Origin of the sequence: Plantibacter sp. PA-3-X8, assembly GCF_003856975.1 — a bacterium.
GTDB lineage: Bacteria > Actinomycetota > Actinomycetes > Actinomycetales > Microbacteriaceae > Plantibacter > Plantibacter auratus.
The window spans coordinates 184,764-203,371 of sequence record NZ_CP033107.1; the positions used below are offsets into that span (position 1 = coordinate 184,764).

18 protein-coding genes are annotated in these 18,608 nt (G+C 70.0%); 7 read left to right on the plus strand and 11 right to left on the minus strand.

Annotated features, from left to right (window positions below):
• Positions 1-27 precede the first annotated feature (27 nt).
• Positions 28-1,575 carry a cell wall metabolism sensor histidine kinase WalK gene (locus EAO79_RS00895; protein WP_206428262.1) on the minus strand — a complete coding sequence of 516 codons (1,548 nt, stop codon included), beginning with the start codon at positions 1,573-1,575 and terminating at the stop codon, positions 28-30.
• A gap of 80 nt (positions 1,576-1,655) precedes the next feature.
• Entirely contained in the window at positions 1,656-2,447 is a 792-nt protein-coding gene (locus EAO79_RS00900) for a response regulator transcription factor (protein WP_064295688.1), read from the minus strand.
• A gap of 111 nt (positions 2,448-2,558) precedes the next feature.
• Here EAO79_RS00900 and EAO79_RS00905 point away from each other — a divergent pair, with 111 nt between their 5' ends.
• The 5 genes from EAO79_RS00905 to EAO79_RS00925 all read left to right on the plus strand — a co-directional run bounded on the left by EAO79_RS00905 (position 2,559) and on the right by EAO79_RS00925 (position 7,568).
• A complete protein-coding gene (locus tag EAO79_RS00905; RefSeq protein ID WP_124767431.1) occupies positions 2,559-3,323 on the plus strand; it encodes a GNAT family N-acetyltransferase in 765 nt (254 codons plus the stop codon).
• A gap of 286 nt (positions 3,324-3,609) precedes the next feature.
• Complete coding sequence (locus EAO79_RS00910; RefSeq protein ID WP_124767432.1) at positions 3,610-5,340, plus strand: dihydroxyacetone kinase family protein; 1,731 nt, start codon at positions 3,610-3,612, stop codon at positions 5,338-5,340.
• A 147-nt stretch (positions 5,341-5,487) separates the two neighbouring features.
• Positions 5,488-5,949, plus strand: a complete 462-nt coding sequence (locus EAO79_RS00915) for a ribose-5-phosphate isomerase (RefSeq protein ID WP_071258616.1) — start codon at positions 5,488-5,490, stop codon at positions 5,947-5,949.
• A 26-nt stretch (positions 5,950-5,975) separates the two neighbouring features.
• On the plus strand, positions 5,976-6,752 hold the full coding sequence (locus EAO79_RS00920) for a triose-phosphate isomerase family protein (protein ID WP_342365738.1): 777 nt from the start codon (positions 5,976-5,978) through the stop codon (positions 6,750-6,752).
• A gap of 102 nt (positions 6,753-6,854) precedes the next feature.
• Positions 6,855-7,568 carry a GntR family transcriptional regulator gene (locus EAO79_RS00925; RefSeq protein WP_241160949.1) on the plus strand — a complete coding sequence of 238 codons (714 nt, stop codon included), beginning with the start codon at positions 6,855-6,857 and terminating at the stop codon, positions 7,566-7,568.
• 210 nt (positions 7,569-7,778) lie between these two features.
• On the opposite strand, the gene EAO79_RS00930 is transcribed toward EAO79_RS00925, so the two are convergent.
• The 6 genes from EAO79_RS00930 to EAO79_RS00955 form a co-directional block, all read right to left on the minus strand.
• Positions 7,779-9,152 (minus strand): MFS transporter, encoded by a 1,374-nt coding sequence (locus EAO79_RS00930; RefSeq protein WP_228501934.1) that lies wholly within the window; start codon positions 9,150-9,152, stop codon positions 7,779-7,781.
• A 214-nt stretch (positions 9,153-9,366) separates the two neighbouring features.
• The gene (locus tag EAO79_RS00935) at positions 9,367-10,140 is read right to left on the minus strand and encodes an SDR family NAD(P)-dependent oxidoreductase (protein WP_124767434.1); all 774 of its coding nucleotides are present in this window, start codon (positions 10,138-10,140) and stop codon (positions 9,367-9,369) included.
• Between the two features lie 75 nt (positions 10,141-10,215).
• The gene (locus EAO79_RS00940; RefSeq protein ID WP_079706602.1) at positions 10,216-11,169 is read right to left on the minus strand and encodes a 3-hydroxyacyl-CoA dehydrogenase family protein; all 954 of its coding nucleotides are present in this window, start codon (positions 11,167-11,169) and stop codon (positions 10,216-10,218) included.
• 27 nt (positions 11,170-11,196) lie between these two features.
• Positions 11,197-12,150 (minus strand): sugar phosphate isomerase/epimerase, encoded by a 954-nt coding sequence (locus tag EAO79_RS00945; protein WP_079706601.1) that lies wholly within the window; start codon positions 12,148-12,150, stop codon positions 11,197-11,199.
• 236 nt (positions 12,151-12,386) lie between these two features.
• Positions 12,387-13,082, minus strand: coding sequence for an LON peptidase substrate-binding domain-containing protein (locus EAO79_RS00950; protein ID WP_241160950.1), 696 nt, complete (start codon positions 13,080-13,082; stop codon positions 12,387-12,389).
• Between the two features lie 99 nt (positions 13,083-13,181).
• Entirely contained in the window at positions 13,182-13,403 is a 222-nt protein-coding gene (locus EAO79_RS00955; protein WP_079706600.1) for a hypothetical protein, read from the minus strand.
• Between the two features lie 220 nt (positions 13,404-13,623).
• On the opposite strand from EAO79_RS00955, the gene EAO79_RS00960 reads away from it, so the two are divergent.
• Complete coding sequence (locus EAO79_RS00960) at positions 13,624-13,833, plus strand: hypothetical protein (RefSeq protein WP_124767435.1); 210 nt, start codon at positions 13,624-13,626, stop codon at positions 13,831-13,833.
• A gap of 61 nt (positions 13,834-13,894) precedes the next feature.
• On the opposite strand, the gene msrA is transcribed toward EAO79_RS00960, so the two are convergent.
• The 3 genes from msrA to EAO79_RS00975 all read right to left on the minus strand — a co-directional run bounded on the left by msrA (position 13,895) and on the right by EAO79_RS00975 (position 16,416).
• The gene (gene msrA / locus EAO79_RS00965; protein WP_124767436.1) at positions 13,895-14,443 is read right to left on the minus strand and encodes a peptide-methionine (S)-S-oxide reductase MsrA; all 549 of its coding nucleotides are present in this window, start codon (positions 14,441-14,443) and stop codon (positions 13,895-13,897) included.
• Between the two features lie 150 nt (positions 14,444-14,593).
• Positions 14,594-15,241, minus strand: coding sequence for an MOSC domain-containing protein (locus EAO79_RS00970; protein ID WP_124767437.1), 648 nt, complete (start codon positions 15,239-15,241; stop codon positions 14,594-14,596).
• Between the two features lie 68 nt (positions 15,242-15,309).
• Positions 15,310-16,416 (minus strand): LacI family DNA-binding transcriptional regulator, encoded by a 1,107-nt coding sequence (locus EAO79_RS00975; RefSeq protein WP_124767438.1) that lies wholly within the window; start codon positions 16,414-16,416, stop codon positions 15,310-15,312.
• A gap of 96 nt (positions 16,417-16,512) precedes the next feature.
• On the opposite strand from EAO79_RS00975, the gene EAO79_RS00980 reads away from it, so the two are divergent.
• Positions 16,513-18,504, plus strand: a complete 1,992-nt coding sequence (locus EAO79_RS00980) for an aldo/keto reductase (RefSeq protein ID WP_124767439.1) — start codon at positions 16,513-16,515, stop codon at positions 18,502-18,504.
• The last annotated feature ends 104 nt before the right edge of the window (positions 18,505-18,608 follow it).

Genomic DNA, 18,608 nt, shown 5'->3' on the forward strand with positions numbered 1-18,608 from the left:
GATGGCGCTCGACGACAGGTCGGGCAGTCAGCCTCGCGTCGAGGTGACCGCCTCCGGCCGCGTCGCGGTGGCGTCGGCCGCCGGCCGGACCGCGAGGTGCTGCTCGGACGGGCCCGACCACGGCAGCGTCACGGTGAACGTGGTGCCGGCGGACGACGAGGCGACCTCGATCGAGCCTTCGTGGCCCTCGGCGATCGACAGCGCGATCGCCAGGCCGAGGCCCGTGCTGCCGGCGGCACGCGAGCGCGACGAGTCCGCCCGGGCGAATCGGTCGAAGAGTTCGGGGAGGAAGGCCTCGTCGATGCCGGGTCCGTCGTCGGCGATCGTCAGCGCGGCGCGCTGCGACTCGCCGGGACTCTTCGGTGCGCTGATGCGGGTGACCACGGAGGTGCCGGCCGGGGTGTGCACGGCGGCGTTCGACAGCAGGTTCACGACGAGCTGGTGGAGACGCTCGCGGTCGCCGCGCACGATGATCGCGCGCTCCGGCACGTCGACCGACCAGTGGTGCGCCGGTGCCGAGACGGCCGCGTCGCTCACGGCGGCGGCGACGAGGTCGCTCAGGTCGACGTCGTCGAGGTGCAGGTCCTGGCCCTCGTCGAGACGCGCCAACAGGAGCAACTCGCTGACGAGCGAACTCATCCGGGTCGCCTCCGACTCGATGCGGGCGAGCGCGTGCTCCGTCATGGGCGGGAGGTTCTCGCTGTCCTGACGGGTGAGCTCGGCGTAGCCCTGGATCGCAGCGAGCGGCGTCCGGAGTTCGTGGCTCGCGTCGGTGACGAACCGGCGCATGCGCTTGTCGGTCGCGGCACGGACGGCGAGTGCGCGGTCGACGTGGTCGATGAGGCCGTTGAGCGCCTCGCCGACCTTGCCGATCTCCGTCCGGGGATCGGTGTCGGCCTGATCGACCCGCACGTCGATCCCGGTGTCGCCACGCTCGAGTTGCAGGGTGGACACCTCCTCGGCGGCGGCGGCCACGCGGGACAACGGTCGGAGCCCGAGGCGGACCACGATGATCGCCCCGACGATGGTGACCGCGAGCGCGAGCACGGCGAGGATCGCGATGACGATCGCCTCCTGCTGCACGGCGGCACGCGGGGTGGCGAGCGAGACGCCGGCCACGAGGGTCTCGCCGTCGCCGTGGTCGAGGAACTCGAGCCGGTACCCGCCGAGCGACCCCAGCTCGATGTTCTGTCGCTCGGAGCTGTCGACCGCGACGGCCTCCTCGATGAGCGCCTTCGTCCGCACGTCGAGCGCCGTCGCGTTGGACTGGGTGAAACGCGCGGAGTCGACGACCCCACCGTCCGCGACGAGCGCGATGAGCGTGCCGGGCCCGTGGCCGACGTAGTCCACGAACGGCTTGACGTAGCCGGGCTCACCGCGCGTGGCGTCGGGGTCCACCACCGCTCCGGCACCGGCCTGCTGATCGTGGAACTTCACCACGGAGTGCTCGAAGGCCTCCATCGACCCGGTGAGCTGGGTGTCGACGACGGCGGTGACCGACCCTTCGACCGTGACGATCGTCAGGATGCCCGACACCGCGAGGACCGCTGCGATGACCGCCGCGATGCCCGTCACCAACCGTCGCTGAAGCGTCCACGGGTGCCGCCGGTCCGCCCGAGGCGTCGGCACGCCCGCAGTCGGAACCGATGCGGTGCTCATTCGACCGGCCGCAGCACGTATCCGACACCGCGGACGGTGTGGATCATCGGCGCACGGTCGGCGTCGATCTTCTTGCGGAGGTAGGAGACGTAGAGGTCGACGATGCTGGCCTTGCCGGCGAAGTCGTAGTTCCACACGCGGTCGAGGATCTGGGCACGACTCAGCACGCGCTTCGGATTGCGCATGAAGTAGCGCAGCAGTTCGAACTCGGTCGTGGTGAGCGCCACCGGCTCGCCGTCACGGCTGACCTCGTAGCTGCGCTCGTCGAGGAAGAGCCCGCCGATCGTGATGCGGGAGTCGTCGTCGGACACGACGTGCGCGGTGCGGCGGAGGAGACCGCGGAGACGGGCCACGAGCTCCTCCAGCGAGAACGGCTTCGTCATGTAGTCGTCGCCGCCGGCGGTGAGTCCCATGATGCGGTCGTCCACCGAGTCGCGAGCGGTGAGGAACAGGGTCGGGGTGCCCGATTCCGGCTCCCCCTGCGAGAAGCTGCGGAGCTGGCGCAGGACGCTCAGTCCGTCCATGTCGGGCAGCATGATGTCGAGGACCACGACGTCCGGACGTTCCGTGCGGTAGCGCTGGACGGCCTCGCGACCGTTGGTGGCGACGTCCACGACCCACCCCTCGTAGCCGAGGGCCAGGCTCACGAGGTCGGTCAGGACCGCTTCGTCGTCGACGAGGAGGACGCGGATGGGTGAACCGTCGGCCCGGTACATCCGCGGTAGCTTGGCGAGGACCGCCCGGCGGCGCCCCGAGTCGACGATCTGCGTTGGCAGGTCGGAGGGCATGGGTCGATTATCCGTCGTCGAGCTGCGAGGCGCGGGGAGCGACGGGCGATTCATAGAGGCCTCATATCTTTTCAGGCCGAGCCCATGGGCGCGGTGCCTACCGTGGAGGGCATGACCCGAGCAGAGCCCCTGGGCACGTCGTTCGCCCCCCGCCGTCGTCGGACGGCCGGAGCGACGGCCGAGCCTGCGGACCGGATCCGGATCGGCCTCGCCGCCGCCGTCCGTGCTCTGCGTCCCCTGTTCCCGGCAGGTGTCTCACGTCCTCGATTCCTCCGCGGGCCGCGGATCGAGGCTCCCGTCGACGCGCACCCGATCAGCACCGACCGTCTCGTCCTGCGTCGCCACCGGTTGGAGGACGCCGAGGCCTGGTACCGCATCCAGTCCACACCGGCGGTCGTCGAGCACCTGCCGTGGCCGGTCCGCGACCGGGAGGCGTCCCGTGAGCACCTGCGCCACCGCGTCCGGCACAGCCGCCTCTGGCAGTCGGGCGACTTCCTCGCCCTGGCCGTGGAGCACGACGGGCGGCTCGTCGGCGATGTCTCCCTGCATCTCCGGGAGGTCCATCCCGCCGAGCGCTCGGTCGAGATCGGATGGGTCCTCGACCCCGCCGTCGGCGGACGCGGTCTCGCGAGCGAGGCCTCCGAGGCGATGATCGACCTGGCCTTCCGCGAGCTCGGGGCGAAGACCGTCACAGCCGTCATCGAGCCGGAGAACACCAGGTCCATCGCCCTCGCCGAGCGGCTCGGCTTCCTGCGGGCGACCGCGCCGCGCCGGTCGTCGAGCATCACCTTCGCGATCACGCCCTCACTCCTCGCCGCGCGTCGTGCAGAACGCGTCGAAGCCAGGCACACGGGGTCCACCGTCACGCGCCCCTGATCGCCGGCGTCCCGATCGCCGAACCTGCCGGGGCTGAGTCTCCCCCACTCCAGCCTCGGCAGGTTCAGCCGTCGGGACGCCGGCGACGTGAGTCCCTCGTGTCACACGTCCACAACTCAGGTGCCCCCGGCGCGTCGCCTCCGGCTGCCGCCCGAGGGCGCCGACCCGCCCGTGGCGTCCTGAGTTGTGCGCAGTCCAGGGTTTCGGTCGGTTCCAATATCCTATAGGATTATTGCGATGTGCCGGCTTGCGCCGGATCGACGGACTCGATGACGAGGAGATGCAGATGACCAGGCTCTGGAACCGACCGGCCGACTTCGCGGACGAGATGGTGGACGGCTTCGTCCGCGCCAACGGACGCTGGGTGCGCAAGGTCTCCGGCGGGGTGTCGCGCTCCACGAGGTCCGCGGAGCCGGAGGTCGCCCTCGTGATCGGTGGCGGATCCGGCCACTACCCCGCCTTCGCCGGCCTCGTCGGCCCGGGACTCGCCCACGGTGCGGCCATGGGCAACCTCTTCGCGTCGCCGTCCGCACACCAGGTGGAGAGCGTCGTCCGCGCGAGCGAGCAGGGTCGCGGCGTCCTCCTCAGCTACGGCAACTACGCCGGCGACGTGTTGCACTTCACCGCGGCGCAGGACGCCGTGAAGGCCGACGGCATCGACTGCCGCACCGTCACCGTGACCGACGACATCTTCAGCGCACCGCCCACCGAACTCGAGAAGCGGCGCGGGATCGCGGGCGACCTCACCGTCTTCAAGGTCGCTGGCGGTGCGGCATCGGGCGGGTACTCCATCGACGACGTCGAGCGCGTGGCGATCCTCGCCAACGCCCGGACCCGTTCGATGGGCGTCGCGTTCTCCGGGTGCACGCTGCCCGGTGCCGACGAGCCGTTGTTCTCCGTGCCGGAGGGACGGATGGCCGTCGGGCTCGGCATCCACGGCGAGCCCGGTATCGACGAGACCGACATCCCCTCCGCCGACGGGTTGGCGGAGTTGTTCGTGCACCACCTCCTGAACGAGGCCGAGATCCCGGACGGCGTCACGCCGAACGGCGCACGCGTCGTCCCGATCCTCAACGGCCTCGGCTCCGTGAAGTCGGAGGAGCTGTTCGTCGTCTACGACCGCATCGCCTCCCTACTGGAGGACGCCGGGATCACCCTCGTCGATCCGCAGGTCGGTGAGTTCTGCACGAGCTTCGACATGGCTGGCGTCTCGCTCACCCTGCTCTGGGTCGACGAGGAGCTGGAGCGACTGTGGAGTGCCGCTGCGGACACGCCCGCGTTCCGCACGGGCGCCGTCGACTCCGGCGCGCTCGAGACCGTCGCCGCCGACGACACCGAGGACGTCGCCTTCGTCGTGCCGGACGCCTCGCCCGAGTCGCAGGAGTCGGCGGCCGTCGTGGCCGACGCGATCTCCGCGATCCAGGAGCTCCTCGCGGAGCACGCGGACGAGCTGGGACGCCTCGACGCCATCGTCGGCGACGGCGACCACGGCATCGGCATGGACCGCGGGGCGACCGCTGCCGCCGCCGAGGCCGAGCGCCTGCGTGAGGCCGGTGCCGGCGTCGCGACGCTGCTCGACCGCTCGGGCGACGCCTGGTCCGACCGCGCCGGTGGCACCTCGGGCGCTCTGTGGGGCGTCATGCTCCGCACCCTCGGCGAGCGCCTCGGCGACGCCGAACGCCCGACCGCCACCGCCGTGAGCGAGGGCGTGACCGCAGCGAAGGACGCCGTCATGCGCTATGGCAAGGCCTCCGTCGGCGACAAGACGCTCGTCGACGCCCTGGTCCCGTTCGCCGACACGCTCGCAGAACGCGTCGCCGCCGGCGACGACCTCTCCACCGCCTGGACCACCGCGGCGGCGGCAGCAACCGCTGCGGCACACGACACGGCCGGTCTCATGCCCGGCATGGGTCGCGCCCGCTCGCACGGCTCGAAGGCCGTCGGCGTCGAGGACCCGGGAGCCGTCTCCCTCGCCCTCATCGTCGAGCGTGTCGGTACCCTCCTCACCGAGCACTGAACGTCCGATCCGCCGACAGACGACCCGCTCCCTGAACAAACGCCACGCTCCCCGAAGCGACACCCCGTCCCTGAAACGACACCCCGGTCCCTGAAACGACACCCCGGTCCCTGAGCTTGTCGAAGGGCCAGCAACGAAAGGCACACCATGACCCGCACCTGGCGAATCGTCATCGGCTCCGATGACGCCGGTTACGACTACAAGGAGATCCTCAAGCGCGACCTCGAGGCGAGCGACCTGGTCGCCTCCGTGGTCGACGTCGGGGTCGACGCCGACGGCCACACCAACTACCCGACCGTCGCGGTGACCGCGGCCGAGATCGTCGCCCGCGGCGAGGCCGACCGCGCGCTGCTCATCTGCGGCACGGGCCTCGGCGTCGCGATCGCGGCCAACAAGGTCCAGGGCATCCGAGCCGTCACCGCGCACGACGGCTTCTCCGTCGAACGCGGGGTGCTCTCGAACGACGCCCAAGTGCTCTGCATGGGCCAGCGGGTCGTCGGCATCGAACTCGCCCGCCGCAACGTGCGCGAGTGGCTCACCTACGAGTTCGACGCCTCGAGCGCGTCGAACGACAAGGTGCAGGAGATCAGCGCATACGAAGCGTCCTGATGTCAGGACGTCCCAGACTCGTCGGCGTGAGCCTGAAGATGTACTTCGGGCACGCGCAGACGCTCGACTGGTGCTCGGTCGTCGCGGGGGTGTCGGCCGAGCACCACGCACTCCGATCCGGCGCGGCGGAGCTGTTCGTCATCCCCGGATACCTCTCGGTGACCGGCGCGGTCGAGCGGCTCCGCGGCGTCGCAGCCGTGGGGGCTCAGGACCTCGCGACCGAGGACACCGGGGCGTTCACCGGCGAGGTGAGCGGCGCCGAGCTCCAAGAGGTCGGCTGTGAGGTCGTCGAGGTCGGGCACGCGGAGCGGCGCCGACTGTTCGGTGAGACGCCCGATGTCGTCCGCGCGAAGACGACCGCCGCGCTCCGCAACGGTCTCGCGCCGGTGCTGTGCATCGGCGAGGCCGAGCACCGAGACGCCGAGGTGGCGGCCGCGGAGTGCGTCGCACAGCTCGACGACGCTCTGGCAGGGGCGGTCGCCGCCGGGATCGTGGGCCGCGTCATCGTCGCCTACGAACCACACTGGGCCATCGGCGCCACCGAGGCCGCGAGTCCAGCCCACATCCGCACGGTGTGCCTCCGGCTGCGCGGCCACCTCGACGCGCTCGCCGCGGCCGGGCACATCGACACCTCCTCAGCCGTCATCTACGGCGGGAGCGCCGGACCCGGCCTGCTGACCACGATCGGCGACGCGGTCGACGGGGTCTTCCTCGGCCGCTTCGCCCACGATCCGGCAGCCCTCTCGCTGGTGCTCGACGAGGTGGCCGGCCTCGACCGCGCGGGCTCCGACCTGCCGCGATGACGCCTGGAGGCCCCGTAAACTGGTCCTCGACGATCATCGCGGCCGCTCGACCGGAGGTTCCCCTCCGTGACGACGCCTCGAGCACACCCTTCGGAGGCTGCCGTGGTTGATGCCGTCTTCCCGCTCGGCGCCTCCGCCTCGCTCGAACGCCGCGGTCTGCGCGACCGCGTCTACGAGCTGGTGCTCGACATGCTCCTGAGCTCCGGTATCGAACCGGGTGCCCGCCTGTCGATCGACGCGATCGCCCGCGACCTCGACGTCTCGCCGACGCCGGTCCGCGAGGCGCTCGTCCAGCTCGAGCGCACCGGCCTCGTCACCCGGGTCACCCACAAGGGCTACCGGGTGGCACCGCCGCTCGCCGACGACCAGCTCGAGTCGCTGTTCGACGCCCGCATCGTGCTCGAGAGCGGCGCCACCGCGCTGGCCGCCGCCCACGCCGACGAGCTCGTCCCGGCCCTCGAGGTCGCCCTCGCACAGCACGTCGAGATGACCGCCAGGGTGCGCGCCGCGGCGTCGGCCGGCGAGATCCCCGTCGCACTCCTCCGCGAATACTTCGCGGTCGACTGGAACTTCCACCACCTCATCTTCGAGGGCACCCGCAACCCCTTCCTCCTCGACATGTCCGAGGGCATCTCCACCCGCGTGCACCGCATGCGCCAGACGGTCGAGACGGGCGTCACCGACGCCGACCAGGCGGTCGTCGAGCACCGCGCCATCCTCGACGCGTTCTCCGACGGCCCCGAGGCCGCCGCGGCGGCCATGCGCTCGCACATCGAGCTCGTGCGCACCCGCGCCCGCAGCGACGCCGAGCACTGAGCCGCCCTTCGACAGGCTCAGGGACCGGGATCTGACAGCCGCAGGGCCGGGCACACACCCTTCGACAGGCTCAGGGACCGAGTCCTCCGGTCCCCGAGTCGCCCTGCTCCGGTCCCTGTGCCGCCCCAAACCGGTTCCTGAGCCTGTCGAAGGGCGCAGAACGGGGCCGACCGCCTGAGCGATCGACCCCGTCCGGGTGTTGCGTCGTGACTAGTGCGCCGTGCGGTTCGCCGTCGTCTCGAGCAGCTCGTCCGCCTTCGCCCCACGGAAGAACCGGGTGCAGTAGAGCATCGCGGCCGCAAGGAAGGCGAACACCCCGAGCGAGACCACGCCCCACACGCCGCTGTCGGTCGGCACGCTCTCGTTGATCCCGGTGCGCATGATCGGGGCGACGAAGCCGCCGAGGTTACCGAGCGAGTTGATGAGGCCGATGCCCGCCGCTGCAGCCGTGCCGGTGAGGAACGCCGTCGGGTAGGCCCACGTGATCGGCCCGACCGAGAGGAAGCTCGCCACCGCGATGGTGATGAACAGGATGCCGAGGATCGGCTGGTTGTTCGCGCCTGCCCAAGCGGAGGCCAGGATGAAGACGCCGGTGGAGATGTAGAACATCGTTCCCCAGGTGCGACGACGGACGACCGTGTTCGCGTTCCGACCCACGTAGTAGCAGGCGAACAGACCCACGAGCCACGGGATGGCCGCCACGAGACCGACCTGCCAGCCGACGTCCTGGCCGATGAGGTTCGCCACCTGCTGCGGGAGGTAGAACGTCGTGCCGTACACCGCGATCTGCAGGCAGAAGTAGATGATGGTGAAGTACCACACCTTCCAACTCGTCATCGCCTTCGCGATACCGGTCGGGCCGTCCGACTGCCGCACGGTGTCCTCGCGTTCCATCGCGGCCGTCAACGAGTCCTTCTCCTGTTGATCCAGCCACTTCGCCTGTTGTGGCGAGTTGGTGAGGAAGTAGAGCGCTGCGAAGCCGGCAAGGACCGCGAGCATGCCCTCGGCGAAGAACATCACCTGCCAGCCGTGCCACGGGGTCAGGGCGTCGCCGAAGCTGATGAGGCCACCACTCAGCGGGGCGCCGAGCATCTGCGAGAATGGCTGCGCCAGGTAGAAGATCGAGAACATCTGGACGCGGACCTTGTTCGGGAACCACTCCGACAGGAACATGATGACGCCGGGGAAGAGCCCGGCCTCGGTCACGCCGAGCAGGAACCGCAGGACGATGAACATCGTGTCGTTCGTCGTGAAGGCGAACAGGGCGGCGACGATGCCCCAGGTCACCGCGATGCGGGCGAGCCAGAACCGGGCGCCGAACTTCTTCAGCAGCAGGTTGCTCGGGATCTCGAAGATCGCGTAGCCGATGAAGAAGATGCCGGCCCCGAGGGCGAAGGCACCGTTCGAGATGCCGCGGTCGACGCTGAGCGCCTCCTCGGCGAAGCCGACGTTCGTGCGGTCCAGGAACGCGACGAAGTACAAAATGACGAGCATCGGCATGAGGTGCTTCGACGCCTTGCGGATCGCCGACTTCAGCGCCGGATCGTTGGTCGATCCGATCGCCGGCGGATTGGGTGTGGACAAGACACTCTCCTTTGAGATGACTGGTGCGGGTGGGTGCTGCTGGCGCTACTGCTGCTGCTGCTGCTGGTCAGGAGACCATCGAGGGGACGATCATCCAGAGGCCGATGCCGACGAAGACGACGCCGAGACCGAGGAAGATCAACCGGGATTTGGTCCACTGACCGGTGAGGTGCTGCATGGTGCTGCTCCGTTCGCTCGTGGTGCGTGTGGTGGATCAGTGCATGTAGAGGCCGCCGTCGACGTTCAGCGTCTGACCGGTGACGAAGCCGGCGTCCTCACTGATGAGGTAGGCGATGGCGGCGGCGATGTCGCGTGGGGTGCCGATGCGCGGCAGGACGCCGTCGGCGGCCATGGCCGTCTTGCGCTCCTCGGTGAGGGTGCCGCCCATGATGTCGGTGTCGATGGGTCCGGGCGAGATGGCGTTGACCGTGATGCCGTCGTGGCCGAGCTCGCGGGCGACGCTGCGGGTGAAGCCGATCACGCCGGCCTTCGCCGCCGAGTAGGCCGTCTTGCTGAAGGTGCCGCCGCCACGCTGGGCGGAGACGGACGACAGGCTGACGACGCGACCGACGCCGTTCGACACCATCGACTCGACCGCACGGCGGGTCGTGTAGTGGACGCCGTTGAGGTTGATGTCGATGACGCGCTTCCACTCGTCGGCACTCACCTCGAGGTAGGGCACGGGTGAGGCGACACCCGCGAGGTTCACGAGGGCGACGAGCTGTGGGAGGGCGGCTTCGAGCGCGTCGAACGCGGCACGCACCTGCGCCTCGTCGGCGACGTTCGCGCCGGCGCCGGCCGCCTGCACCCCGTGCTGCTCCGCGATCTCGGCGGCGACCGCCTGCGCCGCAGCCTCGTCGAGGTCGATGATCCCGATGTTCCAGCCGAGTTCGGCGAGGTGGTGGGCGGAGGCACGACCGATGCCGCGCGGGGAGGCTGCGCCGGTGAGGACGACGGTCTTGGATTCGGGGAAGCTGGTGGCGGTCATGGCCGGCCTTTCTGCGTGGGAGTGGTGAAGTCGGTGTCCGATCGAGCCGGACGGTGCGCTCGGTCGGCGCGGCGCTCAGTTGATGGGTGCGGGGCCGAGCTCGTCCATGAGCTGCTTGATCGCGACGTAGGCCTTGTTGCGGTAGGCGATCAGCTCGGGGGTGCGGTCGGCCGGGACGTCGAGGTAGCCGGCACCCGACTTGGTGCCGAACTTGCCGGCGTCGACGAGCTCCTTGAGGGAGTCCGGCGTGGCGAACCGCTCGGGCCACCGGGTCTGGAGCGAGGCGTAGCAGAACGAGTACACGTCGAGTCCGGCCATGTCGGCGATCGCGAAGGGACCGAAGACGGGGAGCCGGAAGCCGAAGGTGGTGCGGACGATCGTGTCGATGTCCTCGGGCGTCGCGACGCCCTCCTCGACGAGCTGCGTCGCCTCGTGGAACAGCGCGTACTGCAGGCGGTTGAGCACGAAGCCCGTCGCGTCCTTGACGCGGGCGGTCTCCTTGCCGGTCGCTGCGACGATCTCCTCGACGGTGGCGATCGCCGCATCGGCGGTGGTCTCGTGCGGGATGAGTTCGACGCCGGGGATGAACGGGGCCGGGTTCGAGAAGTGGACGCCGAGGAACCGCTCCGGGTTGGTGACGGCCTCAGCGAGCGAACCGATGAGGATGGTCGAGGTGTTCGAGCCGATGATGGCGTCGGGCGAGGCCGCGGCGCTGATGCGACGGAGGGTCTCGTGCTTGATCTCGATCTTCTCGGGGACGGCCTCCTCGATGAAGTCGGCTCCGGTGACGGCCTCCTCGATGGACGCTGCGGGCGAGACGTTGGCGCGGATCCGCTCCACGGCGTCGGCAGGGAAGAGTCCGTCGGCGACGAACTGCTCGGCCTCGGCGATGAGGCGGTCGTAGTTCTTGCGCGCGATCTCCTCGGAGATGTCGGCGATGCGGACGGTGGCGCCGGACAGCGCGAGCACCTGGGCGATGCCGCCGCCCATGTACCCCGATCCGACGACGGCGATGGTGTGTGTGGTCATGATGAAGCTCTCCTGTGGTCGTCTGGATCAGGCCTGCGGCAGCAGGGTCCTGATGTACTTCTGGTTGGTGGAGCACATGCCGAGGCTGTCGCCGCCGTAGTGCTCGGCCAGGATGATGCCGTTGAAGCCGAGCTCGACGGCGTCGCGGAAGACCTGGCGGTAGTTGATGAGCCCGGCCTCCATGGTGGAGGGCACGGACGTCGCCCAGGTGCCGTCGGCCGCCTCGTCGCGGGTGTAGTTCTTCACGTGCATGTAGTTGGCGTACGGCAGGGTCTTGGCGAACAGCTCGCGCCAGTCCTCCACCGGGCGGTGCAGGCGGATGAGGTTCGCGACGTCGGGGTTCAGACCGACGTTGTCGAGCCCGACCTCCTCCACGAACCGCACCGCGCTGTCGGCGGTGCCGAGGTAGGTGTCCTCGTAGAGTTCGAGGGCGAGTGGCAGCCCGACGTCGGCCGCGTGCTTGCCGAGCTCGCGGATGCGGCTGACGGCGGCGTTCCAGACCTCGGGGTCGTCGGGGTCCTTCGGGCCCTGGGCGGTCCAGAACCAGAGCGCCTTGCGCTGGGCCTCGCTGAAGGGCTGGTGCAGGCCGGTGGAGAAGACCTGCATCCCCCACTCGGCGGCGGCGTCGATCGTGCGGTGCGCGTACTCGAGGTTGCGCTCCTCGTGGCCCGGCATGATCACGCTCTGCCGCTGCAGGTGGACGGACGGGACGCCGACGCCGTGCGACTTCGCGATGGCGAGGAACTCGTCGCGACGGGACGGTTCGAGGTCGGCGGGTCGGACGTGGCTGTCGGGCAGTTCGGCGAGGGTGAACCCGACGCCGGCGACCTGCGCGAAGAGGTCGTCCCAGGCTTCGGGTTCCGCGTCGTGCAGGGAGACGCCGTTGCGGTCGACGGGTGGGATGCCGTGCAGGCAGGTGGCGATGGGCCAGGTGTCGGCGGTCCATCGGGGGGTCGACGCGGTCGCGGTCGTATCCGTCATGATGCTCCATTGCGCTCAGGGACTGCTCGGGGCTGGTGCTCCCGGTCAAAAAGATCCTATAGGAAATAGTAAAGCGTTTCCACGAATGCGCAAGGGCACTTCGACAGGCTCAATGACCGGCGGAGGGGAGGCTCGGTGACCGGCGGCGGGGAGGCCCGGTGACCGGTGGGGCGGGAGGCGAGCTTCCGGGGCGAATCCGACCGGTCACCGAGCCTGTCGAGGTGCGAAGACGGGGCTCAGCCGCCGAGGATGTCCCAGTCCTCGTCGTCCGCGTCGGCGATGCCGCCCGCGATGAACGCTTCGCCGGCCTCGGTGGCGCGATCGCGCACACCGACCAACAGCTCTTCCAGCGAACCGGCCGAGAGGAACCGCATCTGGTCGAGCTCGCTCACCGGGGCGATGCCCGCGAGCTGCCACGACGACTCCAGCGGGTCGTCGGCGAGCTCCACGACCGAGGCCCACTGCTGCTCGCTGAACTCGCTGGCCACGGCCAGCGAACGCCGCACCGCCGCCTCGGTCTCGTCCCGCAGCTGCTCCCAGCGCTCGTCCCACTCCAGGTCGTCGAGCGTGCGGATCTCGGCGCGTGGGTACGGGTCGTCCGGCAGCCAGTCGGTCACCTCGAAGCGCTGACCGCCCTCGGCGATCACCGCCACGAAGCCCTCGCCGCCGTCGACCTCGACGATCTCCGCCACGGTCCCCGTCCGGAAGCGGTGCTCACCGCCTCCCGTCTCGCGCCCGCGCTCGATGAGCACCACGCCGAACGCCGGGTCCTCGGCCTCGAGCAGGTGGGCGAGCATGGTCAGGTAGCGCTCCTCGAAGAGCCGCAGGGCGAGCGGCATGTGCGGGAACAGCACAGAGCCGAGCGGGAACATCGGCAGCTCGAGGACCGGGAGGCCGGACGCCCAGGGCTCGGCACTGAAGGAGTCGGTCATGTCACTCTCCCTCCGTCTCGCAGGTCCGACCGGGTGCCGCCCGGCGAACCTTCCACCCGAACCGTGCTGCGATCATAGTCGCCGGACACCGGAGGCGACTCAGTCGCCGAGGACCGCTCGCAGGGCCTGGTCGAACCGGATCGCCCGATCGATTTCGACCGCCGTCTCGTAGTCGGCCCCGCGGAGGGCGACGTGTAGCGGCCAGTCCACGTCGATGAACCCGATTCGCCGATCCCCCACGAAGACGCCGAAGCGGTCGGCCGTGAGCTGCTCCACCCAGGCTCGGCGGAGTTCAGACGTCTCGCTGCCGGCGGAGCCCATGGAACGACCTCTCTCGGCAGGTGCAGTGACCGGGTCCGGACAACCCTTCGAAGTATCTCGATTGTCTAGCTATCTCCGCCGTGCTTCATCATGACAGCACCGACGGCCGATGGACAACTCCGTATCCATCAGACGAAACGAGCACGCCTCGACGCCATCGTTGCGAGATCGTGGCGCGATGGTCCGCGGATCTTCAGGAACCGTCCGTAGGATGCTGATCGTGGGGTGGAAGTGGCCGTGGGGACGCAAGCGCATCGTCGATGCGCCGGTCGATGCCGGGTCCGACCCCTACCTCCAGTACCTCGAGTGGGTCCGCCTCGGGAAACCGTCACTGGCATCACCCGACGATCCACCGCTGCAGTTCGACCCGCGGTTCGCGCCACGACTGGCCTCCGACGCCGTCAACTCCTCGCGCGCCGACGGCGTCTGAGCCTGCCGGTCCACACACAGCACAGCGCCCGACACCGAGGTGCCGGGCGCTGTGGACGTGCTTACGCGGTGGCCTGCTCCGCGACCCCTGCGCGGCGCGGGAGCTTCCAGCCCGGGCGCACGAAGTGGCACGTGTAGCCCCACGGAATGCGCTCCAGGTAGTCCTGGTGCTCCGGCTCGGCCTCCCAGAACTCGGACACCGGCTCGACCTCGGTGACGACCTTGCCGGGCCAGAGCCCTGAGGCGTCGACGTCGGCGATCGTGTCGCGGGCGACGCGCTCCTGCTCGGGCGAGGTGTAGAAGATCGCCGAGCGGTAGCTCAGGCCGACGTCGTTGCCCTGGCGGTTCTTCGTCGACGGGTCGTGGATCTGGAAGAAGAACTCCAGGAGCTCGCGGAAGGACAGCTTGCTCGGGTCGAAGACGACCTCGAGGGCCTCCGCGTGGGTGCCGTGGTTGCGGTAGGTGGCGTTGGCGACGTCGCCACCGCTGTAGCCCACGCGGGTCGACTTCACGCCCGGCATCTTCCGGACGAGGTCTTCCATGCCCCAGAAGCATCCGCCGGCCAGCACCGCGCGCTCGGTCGTCGTGCTCTGCTCGTCTGCTGCACTCATCGTGACTCCTCCTTCGTGCCGAGCACCGTGCGGGGTCCCCGCGTGCTCCGGTCTTCGGCTCCATGGTATGCAACAGCGTCCGCTTCCGGACTGTTCCGGCCGGGGCTTGCACTCAGCGCTCGCACAGGTGTGCGGACGCGACGGCAGGGCTCAGACGGTCCGCTTGCGGCGGAGCTGCTTGATCGACTCGTGGATCTCGGGCGCCAGCACCACGGCGCCGGACTGCTCCGACTGCTCGAGGGTGACGGCCTGCGCCTCGTCCGCCGCGGCGAACCAGGAGGCGATGGTGACGCCATGGCCGGGCTGTCGGACGATCTCGATCGGGTCGCCCGCCTGCACCGTCCCGCTCTTGACCACCTTGAGGTAGGCACCGGGCCGCGCGGCGTCGGCGAAGCGCTTCACCCACCGCGGCTCGCCCAGGCGCCGCTGGAAGGTGCCGCACGGGGTCCGCGGGCAGGTCACCTCGACGACGAGGGCGTCGCCGATCCGCCAGCGTTCACCGATCTCGGCACCGTTCACGTCGAGCCCCTGCGTGCGGAGGTTCTCGCCGAACAGCCCCGGCGTGATCTCCCGACCGAGCTCGCCCTGCCAGAACCGCGCGTCCTCCTCGGCATAGGCGTAGAGCGCCTTCGTCAGACCGCCGTGGTGTTTGCGATCGGCCTGCACGTCGCCGTACAGCCCCATCGGCCGCACGTGCAGCGGCTCGTCGACCGGGCGCTTGTCGATCGCGGTGACACCGATCGACCCGTCGTCCACCTGGAGGGCTTCGACGCGACAGAGGGCGAGGAGTTCAGACATGGGACCAGTCTGCCGTGTCGTCCGCGCCCGTCCGGACGACGGGGCCGGTGCGGCCCGGGTGGAATGGCTCAGGCGGACTCGCGGATGACAAGTGAGACACCGACCGAGCGTCGGACGGACGGTCCCGAGAGCGGGAGCGTGCCGGACATCATGCCGTCGAGCAGTTCGAGACTGTGCCGTGCGATGTCGCCCTTGTCGACGGCCACGCTCGTCAGCTCCGGGGTGACGAAGCGACCGAGGTCGAGTCCGTCGATGCCGATGACGGCGACGTCCTCCGGCACGCCGACCCCGGCACGGGCGAGTCCCTTGAGCACGCCGACGGCCATGACGTCGTTGAAGACGAGCACGGCATCGACGTCGGGCATCGCGGCCCGGCACCGCAGGGCGGCCGACACCCCGCCCTGGTGGGTGTCCTCCGCCCAGGTCTCCGACGCCTCCGACCACGGCAAGCCGTGCTCCTCGAGGAACGCTCGGTACGCGAGACGTCGTCCGGACGGTTCGGCCGAGGCGTCGATCATCGCGATGGACCGGCGCCCGGTCGCGACGAAATGGGCGAGCGCCTGTCGGATGCCGTCCTCGAAGTCGATGTCGACGCCCGCCACCTGCAGCGTCGGCTCGGCGCCGGACGGGTTCGTTCCTGCCTCGGACTCGTCTGACCGATGGTCGCCGAGGGAGACGAACGGGATGGTGGCGAAGGCGCCCTGGAGTGCTCCGTGGTCGGCGCCGTTGCGTCCGACGACCGCGTCGACCTGCCGCGCGAGTTCGGCGAGCTGCGCACGTTCCGCGTCGGGGAGGTCCGGTCCGCGATCCGCGGCGGCGGGTCGGTCGCCCGATGCGTTCGCCGCTCCCCCGACCTCGGCGACCAGCACGGTCCAACCCCGCTCGGACGCCTGCTGCACCAGGGCGGCGGCGAGCTCGGGGTAGTAGGGGTTCCGCAGGTCGTCGACGACGAGGCCGAGCGTGGTCGTTCGACCGCTGACGAGGTGCTGCGCGGCGCGGTTCGGGCGGTAGTTGAGGGAGGCCGCGACCTCGACGACCCGCTGCCTGGTGGTCTCGCTGACATCGCGCATGCCGTTGAGCGCCCGGGTGACGGTCTGCCGCGAGACCCCGGCGACCCTGGCGACGTCGATGATCGTCGCTCGCGCCGGAGCGTGATCGTCGCGGGGCCTGGTCATGGTCACATCGTACTGATACGCTCACACCGTGAACGTTCACGGTGACGTTCACCACAGACCATCGCACCGCCGATCAACGTTGAGGAGCACCACCATATGGAACACGTCGCTTGGGGAATCATCGGCCCAGGAACGATCGCCGAACGGTTCGCGACCGAGCTGCACGCCAGTCGCACCGGTCGACTCGCCGCCGTCGCCAGTCGTGACGCGTCGCGTGCCGAAGAGTTCGGCGAGCGCTTCGGCGACGGCACGGCTCCCGTCCGCGGGTACGGCTCGGTCGCCGAGTTGCTGGCCGACCCCGGCGTCGACGCGGTCTACATCGCGACCCCGCACACGGAGCACGTCCGGCTGGTGATCGAAGCGGCGGAAGCCGGCAAGCACATCGTCAGCGAGAAGCCGCTCTCGGTGAACCGCGCCGGTGCGATGCTCGCGATCGAGGCCGCCCGCCGTGCCGGCGTGTACCTCGCCGAGGCGTTCATGTACCGCTTCCACCCGCAGACCGCGAAGCTCGTCGAGCTCGTGTCGTCGGGTGCCATCGGCGACGTCCAGCACATCGAGGCGTCGTTCGCGTTCGCCGCAGACCTGCCCGCCGATCACCGACTCATGAACCCGGAGCTGGCGGGCGGCGGCATCCTCGACGTCGGCGGCTACCCCGTCTCCATCTCGCGGCTCATCGCGGGTGCTGCCGTGGGTGCGCCGTTCGCCGACCCGACGGAGGTCACCGGGAACGGCACCATCGGTTCGACCGGCGTCGACGAGTGGGCCAGCGCCTCGCTCGTCTTCCCGTCGGGCATCACGGCGCACGTCACGAGCGGCGTCCGCCTGCAGGACGACAACCGCGTGGTCGTCACGGGGTCCACCGGGCAGATCATCGTGTCGGACCCGTGGCTGCCGTCGGTCGAGGACGGTTCGACGATCGAGGTCCGCACCATCTCGGGCACCGAGTCGATCCACATCCCCGGGGCGCCGCAGTACGCGATCCAGGCCGATGCGGTCGCGACGTTCGCCGACGCGGGCCAGGCGCCGCAGATGCGTTGGGCGGACTCGCTCGGCAACCTCGCGACCCTCGACCGGTGGCGTGAGGCGATCGGCCTCGAGTACCCGTTCGAGTCGATCGACACCGACATCCCGACCGGTTCCGGTCGGCCGCTCGCCGTGCGCGCCGAGCTCCCGATGCCGACCGGTCGCATCGCGGGCATCGACCACGACATCTCGCGGCTCGTGATGGGTGTCGACAACCAGCAGACCCTGTCGCACGCGTCGGCGATGTTCGACGACTTCTTCGAGCGCGGCGGCAACGCCTTCGACACGGCCTGGCTGTACGGCGACGGGCTCCAGGAGCAGCTGCTCGGACGCTGGCTCGCCAACCGGGGTCTCCGCGACGACGTCGTGGTGATCGGCAAGGGTGCGCACACACCGTTCTGCGACCCGGAGTCGATCTCCCGGCAGCTGTTCGAGAGCCTCGACCGTCTCGGCACCGACCACCTCGACCTGTACCTCATGCACCGCGACAACGTGGAGGTGCCGGTGGGCGAGTTCGTCGACGTGCTGAACGAGCACGCCGAGGCCGGTCGCATCCGTGCGTTCGGTGGCTCCAACTGGACGATCGACCGGTTCGAGGAGGCGAACGCCTATGCGGCGGCCAACGGGAAGCGGGGGTTCGCGGCGCTGAGCAACCACTTCGGTCTCGCCCGCGCGCTCGACGTGCCGTGGGCCGGGTGTGTGGAGGTGACGGATCCGACGAGCCGGGCGTGGCTCGAGGAGACGAAGACGCCGCTGCTGCCGTGGTCGTCGCAAGCGCGCGGCTTCTTCACCGGGCGTGCCGAGCCCGAGGACCTGTCGGACCCGGACCTCGTGCGCTGCTACTACAGCGACGACAACTTCGAGCGGCTGGCCCGTGCGCGTCAGCTCGGCTCGGAGCTGGGGGTCGCGCCGACGGCGATCGCCCTGGCGTACGTCCTGGCGCAGGACTTCCCGACCTTCGCCCTCATCGGGCCGCGGTCCATCGAGGAGACCCGTTCGTCGACCGACGCCCTCTCCCTGAAGCTGACCGCGGAGCAGGTCGCCTGGCTCGACCTCCGGGTCTGATCCGTTCCCTCGGGTGACGCCAGCGCGGTGCGCTGGCGTGACCGCGGGTCATGCACGTGGGCGCGGGTCTCCAGAGGCCCGCGCTCACGCGTGCGGGGCGCGCT